Annotated in this window: 20 protein-coding genes; 12 read left to right on the top strand and 8 right to left on the bottom strand. The window is 57.5% G+C overall.

What is annotated here, in order from left to right:
* Positions 1-2 precede the first annotated feature (2 nt).
* From mdh to DEALK_RS05330, 8 genes are all read left to right on the top strand, one after another.
* Complete coding sequence (gene mdh / locus DEALK_RS05295) at positions 3-923, top strand: malate dehydrogenase (RefSeq protein ID WP_058439252.1); 921 nt, start codon at positions 3-5, stop codon at positions 921-923.
* Positions 924-1,051: 128 nt separating this feature from the next.
* Positions 1,052-1,900 carry a hypothetical protein gene (locus DEALK_RS05300; protein WP_058439253.1) on the top strand — a complete coding sequence of 283 codons (849 nt, stop codon included), beginning with the start codon at positions 1,052-1,054 and terminating at the stop codon, positions 1,898-1,900.
* A 58-nt stretch (positions 1,901-1,958) separates the two neighbouring features.
* Positions 1,959-2,804 (top strand): fumarate hydratase, encoded by an 846-nt coding sequence (locus tag DEALK_RS05305; protein WP_058439254.1) that lies wholly within the window; start codon positions 1,959-1,961, stop codon positions 2,802-2,804.
* The gene (locus DEALK_RS05310; protein WP_083496362.1) at positions 2,801-3,358 is read left to right on the top strand and encodes a Fe-S-containing hydro-lyase; all 558 of its coding nucleotides are present in this window, start codon (positions 2,801-2,803) and stop codon (positions 3,356-3,358) included. Before DEALK_RS05305 ends, DEALK_RS05310 begins: the two co-directional genes overlap by 4 nt.
* Before the next feature lie 69 nt (positions 3,359-3,427).
* Positions 3,428-3,769, top strand: coding sequence for a histidine triad nucleotide-binding protein (locus DEALK_RS05315; protein ID WP_058439255.1), 342 nt, complete (start codon positions 3,428-3,430; stop codon positions 3,767-3,769).
* A 20-nt stretch (positions 3,770-3,789) separates the two neighbouring features.
* Complete coding sequence (locus DEALK_RS05320; protein WP_058439256.1) at positions 3,790-4,284, top strand: GNAT family N-acetyltransferase; 495 nt, start codon at positions 3,790-3,792, stop codon at positions 4,282-4,284.
* Positions 4,277-4,987 carry an AzlC family ABC transporter permease gene (locus DEALK_RS05325; RefSeq protein ID WP_058439257.1) on the top strand — a complete coding sequence of 237 codons (711 nt, stop codon included), beginning with the start codon at positions 4,277-4,279 and terminating at the stop codon, positions 4,985-4,987. Before DEALK_RS05320 ends, DEALK_RS05325 begins: the two co-directional genes overlap by 8 nt.
* The gene (locus DEALK_RS05330) at positions 4,977-5,303 is read left to right on the top strand and encodes an AzlD domain-containing protein (protein WP_058439258.1); all 327 of its coding nucleotides are present in this window, start codon (positions 4,977-4,979) and stop codon (positions 5,301-5,303) included. The genes DEALK_RS05325 and DEALK_RS05330 overlap by 11 nt, the downstream gene beginning before the upstream one ends.
* A gap of 27 nt (positions 5,304-5,330) precedes the next feature.
* On the opposite strand, the gene DEALK_RS05335 is transcribed toward DEALK_RS05330, so the two are convergent.
* Genes DEALK_RS05335 through DEALK_RS05350 form a run of 4 tightly spaced genes read right to left on the bottom strand, consistent with a single transcriptional unit; the run spans position 5,331 to position 7,511 of the window.
* Positions 5,331-5,849 carry an NUDIX hydrolase gene (locus DEALK_RS05335; RefSeq protein WP_058439259.1) on the bottom strand — a complete coding sequence of 173 codons (519 nt, stop codon included), beginning with the start codon at positions 5,847-5,849 and terminating at the stop codon, positions 5,331-5,333.
* A complete protein-coding gene (locus tag DEALK_RS05340; protein WP_058439260.1) occupies positions 5,842-6,312 on the bottom strand; it encodes an N-acetyltransferase in 471 nt (156 codons plus the stop codon). The genes DEALK_RS05335 and DEALK_RS05340 overlap by 8 nt, the downstream gene beginning before the upstream one ends.
* Entirely contained in the window at positions 6,309-7,151 is an 843-nt protein-coding gene (locus tag DEALK_RS05345) for an NAD(+)/NADH kinase (protein WP_244881582.1), read from the bottom strand. Before DEALK_RS05345 ends, DEALK_RS05340 begins: the two co-directional genes overlap by 4 nt.
* Positions 7,152-7,190: 39 nt before the next feature.
* Positions 7,191-7,511 (bottom strand): hypothetical protein, encoded by a 321-nt coding sequence (locus tag DEALK_RS05350; RefSeq protein ID WP_058439261.1) that lies wholly within the window; start codon positions 7,509-7,511, stop codon positions 7,191-7,193.
* Between the two features lie 176 nt (positions 7,512-7,687).
* On the opposite strand from DEALK_RS05350, the gene DEALK_RS05355 reads away from it, so the two are divergent.
* Positions 7,688-7,906 (top strand): hypothetical protein, encoded by a 219-nt coding sequence (locus DEALK_RS05355; protein ID WP_058439262.1) that lies wholly within the window; start codon positions 7,688-7,690, stop codon positions 7,904-7,906.
* A 20-nt stretch (positions 7,907-7,926) separates the two neighbouring features.
* On the opposite strand, the gene DEALK_RS05360 is transcribed toward DEALK_RS05355, so the two are convergent.
* Genes DEALK_RS05360 through DEALK_RS05375 form a run of 4 tightly spaced genes read right to left on the bottom strand, consistent with a single transcriptional unit; the run spans position 7,927 to position 9,696 of the window.
* The gene (locus DEALK_RS05360) at positions 7,927-8,661 is read right to left on the bottom strand and encodes a GNAT family N-acetyltransferase (RefSeq protein WP_186007580.1); all 735 of its coding nucleotides are present in this window, start codon (positions 8,659-8,661) and stop codon (positions 7,927-7,929) included.
* Positions 8,606-8,944, bottom strand: coding sequence for an FmdB family zinc ribbon protein (locus DEALK_RS05365; RefSeq protein WP_058439264.1), 339 nt, complete (start codon positions 8,942-8,944; stop codon positions 8,606-8,608). Before DEALK_RS05365 ends, DEALK_RS05360 begins: the two co-directional genes overlap by 56 nt.
* Positions 8,945-8,946: 2 nt before the next feature.
* Positions 8,947-9,336, bottom strand: coding sequence for a RidA family protein (locus tag DEALK_RS05370; RefSeq protein ID WP_058439265.1), 390 nt, complete (start codon positions 9,334-9,336; stop codon positions 8,947-8,949).
* Positions 9,337-9,345: 9 nt separating this feature from the next.
* On the bottom strand, positions 9,346-9,696 hold the full coding sequence (locus DEALK_RS05375) for a hypothetical protein (protein ID WP_058439266.1): 351 nt from the start codon (positions 9,694-9,696) through the stop codon (positions 9,346-9,348).
* Between the two features lie 70 nt (positions 9,697-9,766).
* On the opposite strand from DEALK_RS05375, the gene DEALK_RS05380 reads away from it, so the two are divergent.
* The 3 genes from DEALK_RS05380 to DEALK_RS05390 all read left to right on the top strand — a co-directional run bounded on the left by DEALK_RS05380 (position 9,767) and on the right by DEALK_RS05390 (position 11,144).
* Positions 9,767-10,135, top strand: a complete 369-nt coding sequence (locus tag DEALK_RS05380) for a zinc ribbon domain-containing protein (protein ID WP_058439267.1) — start codon at positions 9,767-9,769, stop codon at positions 10,133-10,135.
* 295 nt (positions 10,136-10,430) lie between these two features.
* The gene (locus DEALK_RS05385; RefSeq protein WP_058439268.1) at positions 10,431-10,883 is read left to right on the top strand and encodes a GIY-YIG nuclease family protein; all 453 of its coding nucleotides are present in this window, start codon (positions 10,431-10,433) and stop codon (positions 10,881-10,883) included.
* Positions 10,884-10,901: 18 nt separating this feature from the next.
* Positions 10,902-11,144 (top strand): hypothetical protein, encoded by a 243-nt coding sequence (locus DEALK_RS05390; protein WP_058439269.1) that lies wholly within the window; start codon positions 10,902-10,904, stop codon positions 11,142-11,144.
* Positions 11,145-11,290 lie beyond the last annotated feature (146 nt).

Consider the following 11,290-nt stretch of genomic DNA (forward strand, 5'->3'; position numbering starts at 1 on the left):
AGATGAAAATCACCGTTGTCGGCGCCGGCAATGTCGGCGCCACCCTGGCCCAGCGTCTCATCGAGAAAGATTTCGCAGATATCGCCCTGGTAGATGTTGTCGAAGGTATCCCCCAGGGCAAAGCCCTTGACCTGCGGCAGTCGGCCAATGTCCTTGGCTTCACCCATAAACTGATCGGCTCGAACTCTTACGAGGTGACGGCAGGCTCTGACATCGTCGTCATCACTGCCGGCATAGCCCGCAAGCCGGGTATGACCCGCGACGAGCTTATCGGCATCAATGCCAGGATCGTCCGCGAGGTGGTGGAGAAATCGCTGGCCGTGTCCTCCAACGCCGTCTTCATTATCGTCACCAACCCGGTGGACGCCATGACCTACCTGGCTCTGAAGGTCTCCGGCCTGCCTCGGGAGCGCATCTTCGGCCTGTCCGGCGTTTTGGACGGCGGCCGCCTGGCCGCCTTCATCGCCGAAGAACTGAACGTCGATGCCAGGGACGTCGTCCCCTGCGTCATGGGCGAACACGGCGGCAGCATGGTGGTCTATCCCCGCTTCACCACGGTGAAAGGCATGCCTCTCTCCGTCCTGGCCGACGCGGCTAAACAGCAGGCCCTGGCCGAGCGCACGGTAAACGGCGGCGCCGAGATCGTCGGCTTCCTGAAGACCGGCTCAGCCTTTTATGCTCCTTCGGCTTCTGTTGCTCATATGGTTAATGCCGTCGTCAACGATTCCGGCACACGGATGAACTGTGCCGCCTATCTCGACGGCGAGTATGGTCTATCGGATGTGGTCCTTGGTGTGCCGGTGAGGCTAGGCCGCCGTGGCATCGAAGAAATCGTCGAACTCCCCCTGAACGATGATGAATTAGCGGCGCTCAAAGCCTCATCCGAAGCCGTTCGCAAGCTGATTGCCGCTTTGAACTTGTGAGAGCGGGTTTCTGACCCGACCGCCCCGTGCCAGGGTCGCCGCATGGTCTGGCGAGGGTGAACAGAGTTGTTATTACCTGAAATCTGGTTAATTGCACTTGGGTGTAGAATATAGACGGGTCAGGCTCGATGCTTATCTACATCCCGTTTTATATCCTCTTTATTTTCGGTAACATCCGCATTCTGGACATGCTTGGCATGCCCAGGGGGATAAGCGTTTTTACCGCATGCGCCTTGTTCGGTTTAGGTGCAGGATTGATCTCATCGGTGTTCATGCCGGGGTCGGAGTTATGGTGGGGCTTCAACTTCCTTTCCGCGCCGATAGCCGAGCAGATCAGCCTCGAAGCCCTCCAACGGTTCGGAAACACCCATTCCTTCTTCGTTTCTTCGACGGTGCCCTGGGTCTTCCGCCAACCGCAGATTGGGTTTTTTATGGCCACCTTTATTTGGAGCATTATCGGTTTGATCGCCCAGGTGTCGGTGAATTTCAGAAGCGGCCGCGCTAGCGAGGCTAATGAAGGAAAAGGTGGCAAGCTTAGCAAGCCCTCCTTTATCATAACTGGTTTGGTGACCATGGTGCTTGTCTCGACCGCGTTCCTTTACATCCGCAGCGGCGAACACCTCGGTCCGCAGCCTTACGCCGTTGCCACTCTACCGTCTGCTTTCCCGGTATACGCTCAGGTAGCTGATTCGCCCAAGATCGATACCTGGCAAGTTACGGATATTATGTTTGAAGATGCTATTATCGCCACTGATAGGATGCATAAAGTCATTTTCTTCGTCGAACACACGGGGGATATCGCAGGGTTGGTTATGTTTGAAATCAAGATTGACGGTGTCGTCCGCGCCTTTAATCAAGGGTATATCAGTCCGGGACAAAGAGGTCCTGTCAGTTTCATGATAGCCTTTCCGTTCCCTGGTGAATACACCATTTCTTTGAAAAACCTATCGCAAAAGATAGAAGTTCAGGCAAACTAATCTTGAAGTGCAGTCATCCCAATGACAGCCCCTTCCACTCTGCCCTATAATATACCCCATGCGTGAAATCCAGGCCGTCGCCGTCACCGCCGCCGTCGCCCGCCTTGCCGAGGAAGCCAATTATGAAATGTCGCCCGACGTTTTGGTGGCTCTAACCCGGGCGCATGATGTTGAAAAATCCTCGCTCGGCCGTGAAATGCTGGAAATGATCATTGAAAACGTCCACCAGGCGATGTCGCACCGCAAGCCGCTCTGTCAGGACTGCGGCGTGGCCGTGGTCTTCGTCGATGTCGGGCAGGAGGTTCACGTCACCGGCGGCGACCTCGAAACGGCGATTGTCGACGGCGTCCGCAAAGGCTACGGTGAAGGTTATCTGCGCAAATCGATGGTCGCCTGCCCCTTCACCGAGCGTACTAATACCGGCGACAACACCCCGCCGGTCATTCATTACCGCGTCGTTCCGGGCGATGAAATTAAGATCAGCCTGATGGCCAAGGGGTCAGGCGCCGAGAACATGAGCCGCCTCTACATGCTCAAGCCGGCCGAAGGCCGGGGCGGCGTCATCGAGGCCGCCGTACGCGCCGTTGAGGAAGCCGGCGGCAAACCTTGCCCGCCCCTCATTATCGGCATTGGCATCGGCGGCACCGCCGAGGCAGCTATGCTTTTAGCCAAGCGCTCGCTTCTGCGCAAGGTCGGAAAGCCCAGCCCGGAGGCCGACGCCGCCGCGCTCGAGCGGGAAATCCTGGAGAAGGTCAACAGGTTGGGCATCGGGCCGCTGGGGCTGGGCGGCAGCGTTACCGCCATGGCCGTGCATATCGAGAGCATGCCCTGCCACATCGCCAGCCTGCCGGTGGCGGTCAACCTCCAGTGCCACAGCGCCCGCCACAAGGAGGCGGTGCTGTGAACGAGTGGCGCAGGATAAGACTGCCCATGCCGGCTCAGACTATCGCCGAGCTTAAAGCCGGCGACAGAGTGCTGCTCTCCGGCACCATTTACGCCGCCCGCGACGCGGCCCACAAACGCTTCATCGAGGCGCTCGACCGCGGTGAGAGCCTGCCGATTGATCTTGCAACGGCGGTGATTTATTACATGGGTCCTTCGCCGGCTCGTCCGAGACAGATCATCGGTTCTTGCGGCCCGACGACGTCGGCCCGCATGGACAAATACACGCCGCGCCTTATTGAAGGGGGCCTCCGGGTAATGATGGGCAAAGGCGAACGCTCGCCGCAGGTCGCCGAAGCCATTAAACAACACGGCGCCGTATATCTGGCAACCATCGGCGGCGCCGGGGCGCTGCTCTCCCTGAGAGTGAAATCGGCGGAGGTTGTGGCTTACCATGACCTCGGCGCCGAGGCGGTATTGAAGCTTGAGGTGGAGCATTTTCCGGCTGTTGTCGCCATTGACGCCCAGGGCAGCGACCAGTTCAAAATCGGGCAGGCTCGTTATCGTTCTAAATAGCGTGCTATTCTGACATGGGCGATAAGAGTCGAATCTCAAAGCCCCGCGAATATAGAAGGAGAACCAAAAATGAGCTGTATTTTCTGCCAGATCGCCGCCGGGACTATTCCGGCGGATATTTTACATAAAGATGACAAGGTTATTGCTTTCCGTGATATCCGCCCCCAGGCCCCGACACACGTACTGATCGTGCCGGTGAAGCATATTGCCTCTTTGAGCGATATCCGCGGCGATGATTTCGGCCTGGTCGCTTATGTCTTTGACCTGGCTAATGATCTCGCCCATTCAGAGGGTATCTCTGAAAAAGGGTACCGGGTAACGGTCAACTCCGGCAAAGAGGGCGGCCAGGTCGTCCAGCACCTCCACTTCCACCTTCTGGGCGGGCGGCAGCTTTCGGGGGAACTTGGATAGGGCGGGTTGTCCCGGTAACTATGGCTGATTCATCTGCGACTTTCATCGAAGGCTTCCGCCCGGGGTATCTCGGCCGCATGATCCAGATGCAGGGTGAGTATTACGATGTCGTCTGGGCGCGGCCCGGCGTTTCCTTCGAGGTGATGATGGCCCGCCAGATGTGCGACTTCCACGATACCTACACCGAAGGCCGCGACCTGTTGCTTTCAGCCCACATCGATAATCTCCTCGTCGGTTACATCGCCGTCGTCGGCGCCCCGGCGGAGCGTCCCGGCGCCCGGCTGCGCTGGTTCCATGTGGATCCGGCCTGCCAGGGCCGCGGCATCGGGCGGGAACTGCTGACCCGCGCCCTGGACTTTTGCCGCCGGGCGGGATACCAGACCGCCTGGCTGTGGACTATGGACGGCCTGGATGCCGCCCGCCGCCTCTATGACAGCTGCGGTTTTAGGCCGGCCGCCGATGTTGCCTCAGCGCTGCCCTTCCACGGCGTTACCTTAGAGCTTTTAATTGACTAGAGACATCCGCCAAGGCATCAAGGCCGCCCTGCCTGTCGTTCTGGGCTACCTGCCGGTAGGCATCGCCTACGGCGTGCTGGCCCGCGCCGCCGGGCTGTCGGCGCTGGAGACCGGGGCGATGAGCTTTTTCGTCTTCGCCGGCGCGTCTCAGTTCATCGCCGTCGGCATGCTGGCTTCCGGCGCCGGTGTGCTGCCGATTATCCTGACCACCTTCGCCGTCAACCTGCGCCACCTGCTGATGAGCTCGGCCATCGCTCCGTTTTTCAAGGGTCAGTCGATGAACAAACTCGTCCTGCTGTCTGCCTTCCTCACCGATGAATCCTTCGCCGTGGCCATGCATGACACGTCAAAGATCGCCGGCCGCCCGACATACCTCATCGCCCTTCAGGCGACGGCCTACACCGCCTGGTTGTCCGGTTCGGTCATCGGCGCCGTGTTCGGCTCGCTCATCGACAGCGCCTCCTTCGGCATCCCTTTCGCCATGACGGCGCTCTTCATCTGCCTGCTGGTGCTCCAGCTCAAGAGCCGGGCTCATCTGGCTGTGGCTTTGGCCGCCGGGGGGCTAGCGCTCGTCTTCAAGGGTTTCATGCCCAACAATTTGTTTATCCTGGCCGCGGCGGCGGCGGCGCCGCTGGCCGGTCTGTGGCTGTCGCCGCGGCAGCCCGCTCCGATCGAGGCGGAGGTGAAAACCGATGCGGCCTGAAATGCTGCTGCTGTTTCTGGGAATGGCGGCGGTGACTTTTCTGCCGCGGTTCCTGCCGATGGTCCTGGTCAGCCGTCTGACGATACCGGACCGGGCAAAGGTCTTCTTAGAGTACGTGCCGGTGGCGGTGCTGTCAGCGCTGGTCTTCCCGGCGGTCTTCGCCGGCGATGGCGGAGCGGTCGGCGCCGAGCCGCGGCTGTTACTTTCCGCCGCGGCGGTGCTTTTGTTCGCCTGGAAGGTTAGAAACCTCTTCGGGTCGGTGGTGCTGGGGATGGCGGCCTACTGGGCGCTGGGGCTCTTGCCCGGGTTATCGTAAGAATGACGAAAGATGATTTCGGGGGAGCTATCTCAGGTTAAAATAGAACAGCAGCCCGGCGATGCTCTTGCCGTCTATGATTTGTCCCTCGGCGATAAGCTTGAGCGCTTCTTCCTTTGACACCGGCACCAGGGTGATCTCGCCGCTGTCCTCGGCCGTCAGCCGGTCCTCCACAAGGTCCTTCACCAGGTAAAGGTGCAATAGCTCGGTGGAATAACCCGGCGCCGAATAAAAGCTGGTAAGTTTTTCAACGCGCCGCGGCCGGTAGCCTGTCTCTTCCTGCATCTCGCGGCAGGCCGCCGCTTCCGGCGTCTCGCCGGGATCGATGCCGCCGGCCGGTATCTCCAGCAATTCGCGCCCGGCGGCATGGCGGTATTGCCGCTCCAGGATAATCCTGCCGCTGTTATCGACGGCTATCATCGCCACCGCTGAGGGGTATTCGACGATGTCGCGCGTACTTATCCTGGCGCCCGTCCGGATGGTGTCCTGGCGCACCCGGAAATGCCCGCTGAAAGCCGTGCGGCTGGAGATTATTTTTTCAGGCATTGACCGCCGCCGGGATGCTGAAAGTCATGGCGCTTTCATCGCAGTCGGGGAATTTCGGGCAGCGGTAGCACTCGCCCCAGACCTTGTGCGGCAGTTCCTTCTTTTCAACCTCTCTGAAGCCGCAGGTGGAGAAAAACACCGGCTGGTAGGTCAGGCAGAACACGGTGCTGATGCCCAGTTCCCGGGCTTCCTTGAGGCAAGCCTTGACCAGGGCGCTGCCGAATTTCTGCCGCTGGTGGGATGATTCGACCGCCAGCGACTTGACCTCGGCCAGGTCGGCCCAGGAGATGTGCAGCGCGGCGCAGGCCACCACCAGGCCGTTCTCCCGCACCACGAAGAAATCGCGGATATTTTCGTAGATTTCTGAAAGCGGCCGCGCCAGCATGGCGCCCCTCTCGGCGAAGGAATTGACCAGTTTATGTATCTGGGTTACGTCCTTGATGGTGGCTTTTTCAACTTTCATGTCAGTCTGTTGCCTTTCAATTTGTGGTCCAGTTCGGCGTAGAAGGAGTTTTCCGGCCGCAGCCTGATAAACCGCAGGCGGCGGCCGCTGGTACGCGCCTGGATGACATCTCCGGTCTTGAGCTCGACGTTGATATGCCCGTCGATGCACAGCGTCGCCTGGTGATTGGTGGACACTTTCATCCCGATCGTCTTGTCCCCGGTGACCACCAGGCTGTAGCTTCGCCCCAGGTGGGGCAATATCGGCGTCAGCAGCATATCGGTAGAATCGGGATGCAGCACCGGGCCGCCGGCGGCGAAGTTGTAGCCGGTGGAGCCGGTGGCCGTCGCCACCAGCGCGCCGTCGCCCTTGAAAGTAGCAAAATGGGCGTCGCCGATCCGGCACTCGACGCAAATGATCCGGGCGATGCCGCCCCGCGCCGCCACCACGTCGTTGACCGCCAGGAATTGCTGCTCCGGCCGGCCGCCGGAAGCCAGGCTGACCTCGAGGACTGACCGGCAGTCATCCCAGCCTTCGCCCCCGAAAATGCGCTGCAGCTGGACCATGGCTTCGTCGGCCGGTATCTCGGTCATGAAACCCAGCTTGCCCAGATTGACCGACGCGATGGGGATATCCAGCGGCAGCACCGCCTGGGCGGCGCGGAGGATGGTGCCGTCGCCTCCGGTGGTGATGACCAGCTCGGTGCCGTCCATCCGCTGTTTAAGCTGGTCGCTCTCCCAGGCGGAGCCCAGCCAGCAGTCGGCGCCGGAACCCTGGAGGTAATCGGAAATCTGTTGGCCCAGGTCGAAAGCCGCTTTGTTAAGCGGATGATAAATAATGCCGATGCGGTTGAAAATCATAGTGTTTGCTCGCGCTCCGGTTTCCCGGCCGGCGGCGCGCTACCGGCGGCGCGCCAGGATGATGAAGGCGATGCCGAAGACCAGGACGGCGATACCCGCCACCGACAGGGTGGAGATGACCCCCTCCTGGAGCAGGTAGCCGATGGCGGCCATGGCCACGCCTACCAGCATCACCAGGATGCCTAAAAGCTGGAGCTGGGGATACTTGATCGGCGGTTTAGCCGGGACGGCTTTGCGGGCCGGACGCGCCGCCTCGGTTTCCCTTTTGACGTCCTGGACCGTTTTCTTGGCGCGCGACAGCGCCACCAGAATCACGATGATGAGCACGACCAGGAGGAGTTCCCCGGCACCGAGTTTCATATGTTTGCATTCGCCTCGCTAATTTACGTAATGATAGCACAAGCGGCGCGCAAGGTTAAATCAGCCGCCGGCCGCAGCTAAAAAATAATATGTCAACTGGAAAAATAATTCTTGCCCGGCGGCGGTTTCTGCCATACAATTGGCACAATTTAGTGGGTGTGGTGTGAGGTGTTTTGATGGTGGATGGTCTGACCGGCGGCTCAGAGATACTCTGCGACGTCTGCAACCGCAACCAGTTCCCCTGCCGCTGCCGCCTGGCCAAGGATGACCTCGTCATCGGCTGCCAATACTTCATCCGGGCGCTCAACCCCCGCCGCGCCCGCCGCCCCCGGCCGGAGACCGGCGCGGTGAAATCGGAGGCCCCGGCTGAGCCCGCGCCGGATGACCTGTTCTAGCCGCCTGCTTCCGGTCAGCGTCAGTACCTGAGGCTGACCAGGGTCATGAATTCCCGCTGCGACTCCGTTTCGGCTTTGTCCTTTGGAGGGAACCGGGCGTCGAACTTCATAAGTTCAGCTTCATCAATGGCAAACGCGCCGCTCTCGATAAACCGGCCCGGCGCGCCCCTTAGCGCCCCCGGCCGCAGCTCCAGTGCCAGCAGGGCCGCGGCGAATTTACCGTCGGATGTCCTGATATCGTACTTTTCGGCGCACCTGAAGCCGAAACGGCTGTAATATCTCGGGTCGCCGTAGATGCAGGCAGCGGTATGACCCATGTCCCGCGCCAGGCTTAGGGCATGCCGTATCAAGGCGCTGCCGACGCCCTGTGTCTGGAATTCCGGCAGTACGCTCACCGGCCCGAAGCTGATAACTTTTTTTTCCTCGCCCCGGTCGTCTCTGATGGCGCCCCGGCTGAAAGCAATCTGCCCCGCCATCTTCCCGTCCATTTCGGCGACGAGGTCGAGTTCGGGTATGAAATCGGCGTGTTTCCTGAGGTTATGGAGCACCAGATGCTCGCTGCAGCCCGGGATATAGCGGTTCCAGAACGCCTCGCGGACCAGGTTTTCGACTGCTCTGAAATCCTTTTTCCGTTCTTTTCTTATTACCAGGCCGCCGGCGCTTGATGTCATGGTGATAGTTTTTCTTGGGCTTTCGCCGTTATTTTTCCGGCGCCGCCGGGCTTTTACTCTCGGCCGCGGCTGGTTTACTGCCACCGGCATCCGGCTCGGTCTTCTTGGCTTCCGGCTCCGCGGCCGCTTTTTCGGCTTTTTCGGCGGCTTCTTTTTCCTTCTGGCGGTGTTCCAGTTCAGGGTCTTTCTCGGTCCGGCTGTCCGTAACGTAGAAGCCCGGGCCCTTGAACACCAGGTACGGCGCGCAATACACCCTGCGCCCCTCGCCGCCGCACTTCGGGCAGGTGCCGCCGCCGGTTTCGCTGAATTTGCGGGTAACTTCGTATTTGGATTGGCAGGTCGGGCAATCGTATTCGTAGGTCGGCATGGCTATTCCCTGTCTCCGATAACCGCCACGGCCTCTATCTCCACCAGGGCGCCCCTGGCCAGCCCGGAGACCTCGACGGTGCTCCTGGCCGGAGGCCGGTTCGGGAAAAATTCGGCGTAGACCGCGTTCATCGCGGCAAACTCCTTGAGATCGGTGATGAACACTGTCGCCTTGACCGCGTCCTGAAGCGTCCCGCCCGCCGCCTCGATCACCGCCTTCAGGTTTTCCAGCGTCTGGCGCGTTTGGGCGGTCATGTCGCCTTTAATCTCCCCGGTCGCCGGGTTGATCGGCAACTGACCGGAGGTGAATACCAGGTTTCCGGCTTTCACCGCCTGGGAATAGGGGCCGATGGCTTTAGGTGCTTTATCGGTATGAATGATTTCTCTGCTCAAGTCGCCACCTCATGATTTAATGCCGGGTGATTGTAGAGCATCCGGGACTCCTGGTTCAATTATCTCCGCCACTGTCATTGCGAGCGCCGGCAGCGCGTGGCAATTCGCTGAGTCAATGTTGCTGTTTTGCATTACCGTGTTTAATAAGTCATACCCTTCAGGAATATTTGCCGTGAGGATTTCGAATCCCATTTTTACATCTGGAAACCGATAGCTTTCTATAATTCGTTGAAATACTTCCTCGGCTTGATCGTCTTCTGTGAGCACAACTTGGATACAGGCGAAGCAATAGATAAGCGGCAGCATCTCAGGGGGATAATAGCGGGTTTGAACTTTCGACGCAGGATTGGCTTGACCCATGGGGTATAATTTACCATGTGCCTGTTTTCAACGCGAAAATTGCGTTCGTCGAGTACCTCATGGAGGGAATATGACCACCGTGATTAAATGCGGAAATTGTGGTGAAATCCTTTATGAGGGAGTTAGGGTGTGTCCAAAATGCGGCTCTTCGAAAAAGGACTATTCTGTTTCAGCAAAGTCTGGGATATCAGTCAGCACCGACATGAAGATGAAACATAAACGAGTTGGCAAAGGTACAATCCATGAGGAAGTCAATCGACATAAGAAAAGCGCAGATTCAAAACTTACAAAAGGCGTAAGAGAGATCATCACGATTGATAGAGAAAAGAAACCGAGCACATGGGATCAAACAGTCACAGATGCTGAGAGTGGTGAAATTACCCATGAAGAACATACTACTCTGAAAGAGCATAACGAGAGTAAAAAGCACCGCAATTGATGGCTTTCTCATTATTTCGATTTATGATTCGATAATCTAAAACGGAGGCGTGGAAAATGTCGATCATCGTTCCTTGCAAAGTGTGCAATGGGAGCGGCATGGTACGTGTACCCGATCCCAATATGCCCCGGATCACTGGCGCCACAGTAAAAGTCCCTTGCAGCAATTGTGGTGGTTCGGGTAAGGTTAGAATTTAATCCCTAGAATTATAATCTCATTTTTATTGAGCTTATATATACACCCATGCATTGAAGGGACGCGATCCCCGCTTTCCTATAAGCTTGAGGAGATGATCATGGAGTGGTGCAAAATTGATTGGAAGGGCTATTATTCAATCGGGGCGGTGAAAACAAAGGCTGAATCTCTAGATGATTTTGGAATATATGCTATTTATGAGACGACTTCTTCAGCACCCCAAAAACTATTATACATCGGTGAAACTTACTGGCAGACCTTCGGGAAACGCTTGAGGCAGCATGAACGGGAATGGCTTGATAAAGTCAAAGGTAAATTGCTTATTGCATTCGGAACCGTAACCCTTCCCGAAGGAAATAAAATTTCACAAAGTCGCATTTTCGATGTCGAATGCAGCCTTATTGATGAATATCGTCCCCCATACAACACAATCGGGAAATGCGGATACGACGGCCGTCATCTCGTAATTTTCAATTCTGGGAAGATAGGTACGCTTGATAAAATCGTATCTACAGATCGAGAGTTCCTTAAACTACTTAAAAAACATGTTTAATGAATATGAGTTGAAGAGATGAGCATAGCAGGATTTGTTATCGGCATCCTGGCGTTCCTTGGTTTTCTGTTGGGTTTGATCCCGTTCCTGGGCTGGTTCAACTGGCTGAACATACCTTTCGCGATCATTGGCTTGATATTCAGCGCAATTGGCTTGAGCAGGAACAAGGACCGTGGGCTAGCAATCGCCGGTATCACACTTTGCAGCATTGCCATCTTAGTTGGGACTGGAAGACTCAACCTTGGCTGCGGGATTATCTAGCCAAAAAATACCCATGGGATGGCAATGATCCCCCTGAACATACGGACGTTCTGAATTATTTCGTAGTTTAGAAAATATTCTCTTACCTCCTAATGTCCGTCACCAAAAACGACAAAACTCCCTTGACAGAATAGGGAACACCCGTG

Origin of the sequence: Dehalogenimonas alkenigignens (assembly GCF_001466665.1) — a bacterium.
Classification (GTDB): Bacteria; Chloroflexota; Dehalococcoidia; order Dehalococcoidales; family Dehalococcoidaceae; genus Dehalogenimonas; species Dehalogenimonas alkenigignens.

Bases quoted from the DNA above. Each gene is read 5' to 3' on its own strand.
- mdh (WP_058439252.1), top strand. From the start codon at position 3: ATGAAAATCACCGTTGTCGGCGCCGGCAATGTCGGCGCCACCCTGGCC.
- DEALK_RS05300 (WP_058439253.1), top strand. From the start codon at position 1,052: ATGCTTATCTACATCCCGTTTTATATCCTCTTTATTTTCGGTAACATC.
- DEALK_RS05305 (WP_058439254.1), top strand. From the start codon at position 1,959: ATGCGTGAAATCCAGGCCGTCGCCGTCACCGCCGCCGTCGCCCGCCTT.
- DEALK_RS05315 (WP_058439255.1), top strand. From the start codon at position 3,428: ATGAGCTGTATTTTCTGCCAGATCGCCGCCGGGACTATTCCGGCGGAT.
- DEALK_RS05320 (WP_058439256.1), top strand. From the start codon at position 3,790: ATGGCTGATTCATCTGCGACTTTCATCGAAGGCTTCCGCCCGGGGTAT.
- DEALK_RS05330 (WP_058439258.1), top strand. From the start codon at position 4,977: ATGCGGCCTGAAATGCTGCTGCTGTTTCTGGGAATGGCGGCGGTGACT.
- DEALK_RS05335 (WP_058439259.1), bottom strand. From the start codon at position 5,849: ATGCCTGAAAAAATAATCTCCAGCCGCACGGCTTTCAGCGGGCATTTC.
- DEALK_RS05340 (WP_058439260.1), bottom strand. From the start codon at position 6,312: ATGAAAGTTGAAAAAGCCACCATCAAGGACGTAACCCAGATACATAAA.
- DEALK_RS05345 (WP_244881582.1), bottom strand. From the start codon at position 7,151: ATGATTTTCAACCGCATCGGCATTATTTATCATCCGCTTAACAAAGCG.
- DEALK_RS05350 (WP_058439261.1), bottom strand. From the start codon at position 7,511: ATGAAACTCGGTGCCGGGGAACTCCTCCTGGTCGTGCTCATCATCGTG.
- DEALK_RS05355 (WP_058439262.1), top strand. From the start codon at position 7,688: ATGGTGGATGGTCTGACCGGCGGCTCAGAGATACTCTGCGACGTCTGC.
- DEALK_RS05365 (WP_058439264.1), bottom strand. From the start codon at position 8,944: ATGCCGACCTACGAATACGATTGCCCGACCTGCCAATCCAAATACGAA.
- DEALK_RS05375 (WP_058439266.1), bottom strand. From the start codon at position 9,696: ATGGGTCAAGCCAATCCTGCGTCGAAAGTTCAAACCCGCTATTATCCC.
- DEALK_RS05380 (WP_058439267.1), top strand. From the start codon at position 9,767: ATGACCACCGTGATTAAATGCGGAAATTGTGGTGAAATCCTTTATGAG.
- DEALK_RS05385 (WP_058439268.1), top strand. From the start codon at position 10,431: ATGGAGTGGTGCAAAATTGATTGGAAGGGCTATTATTCAATCGGGGCG.
- DEALK_RS05390 (WP_058439269.1), top strand. From the start codon at position 10,902: ATGAGCATAGCAGGATTTGTTATCGGCATCCTGGCGTTCCTTGGTTTT.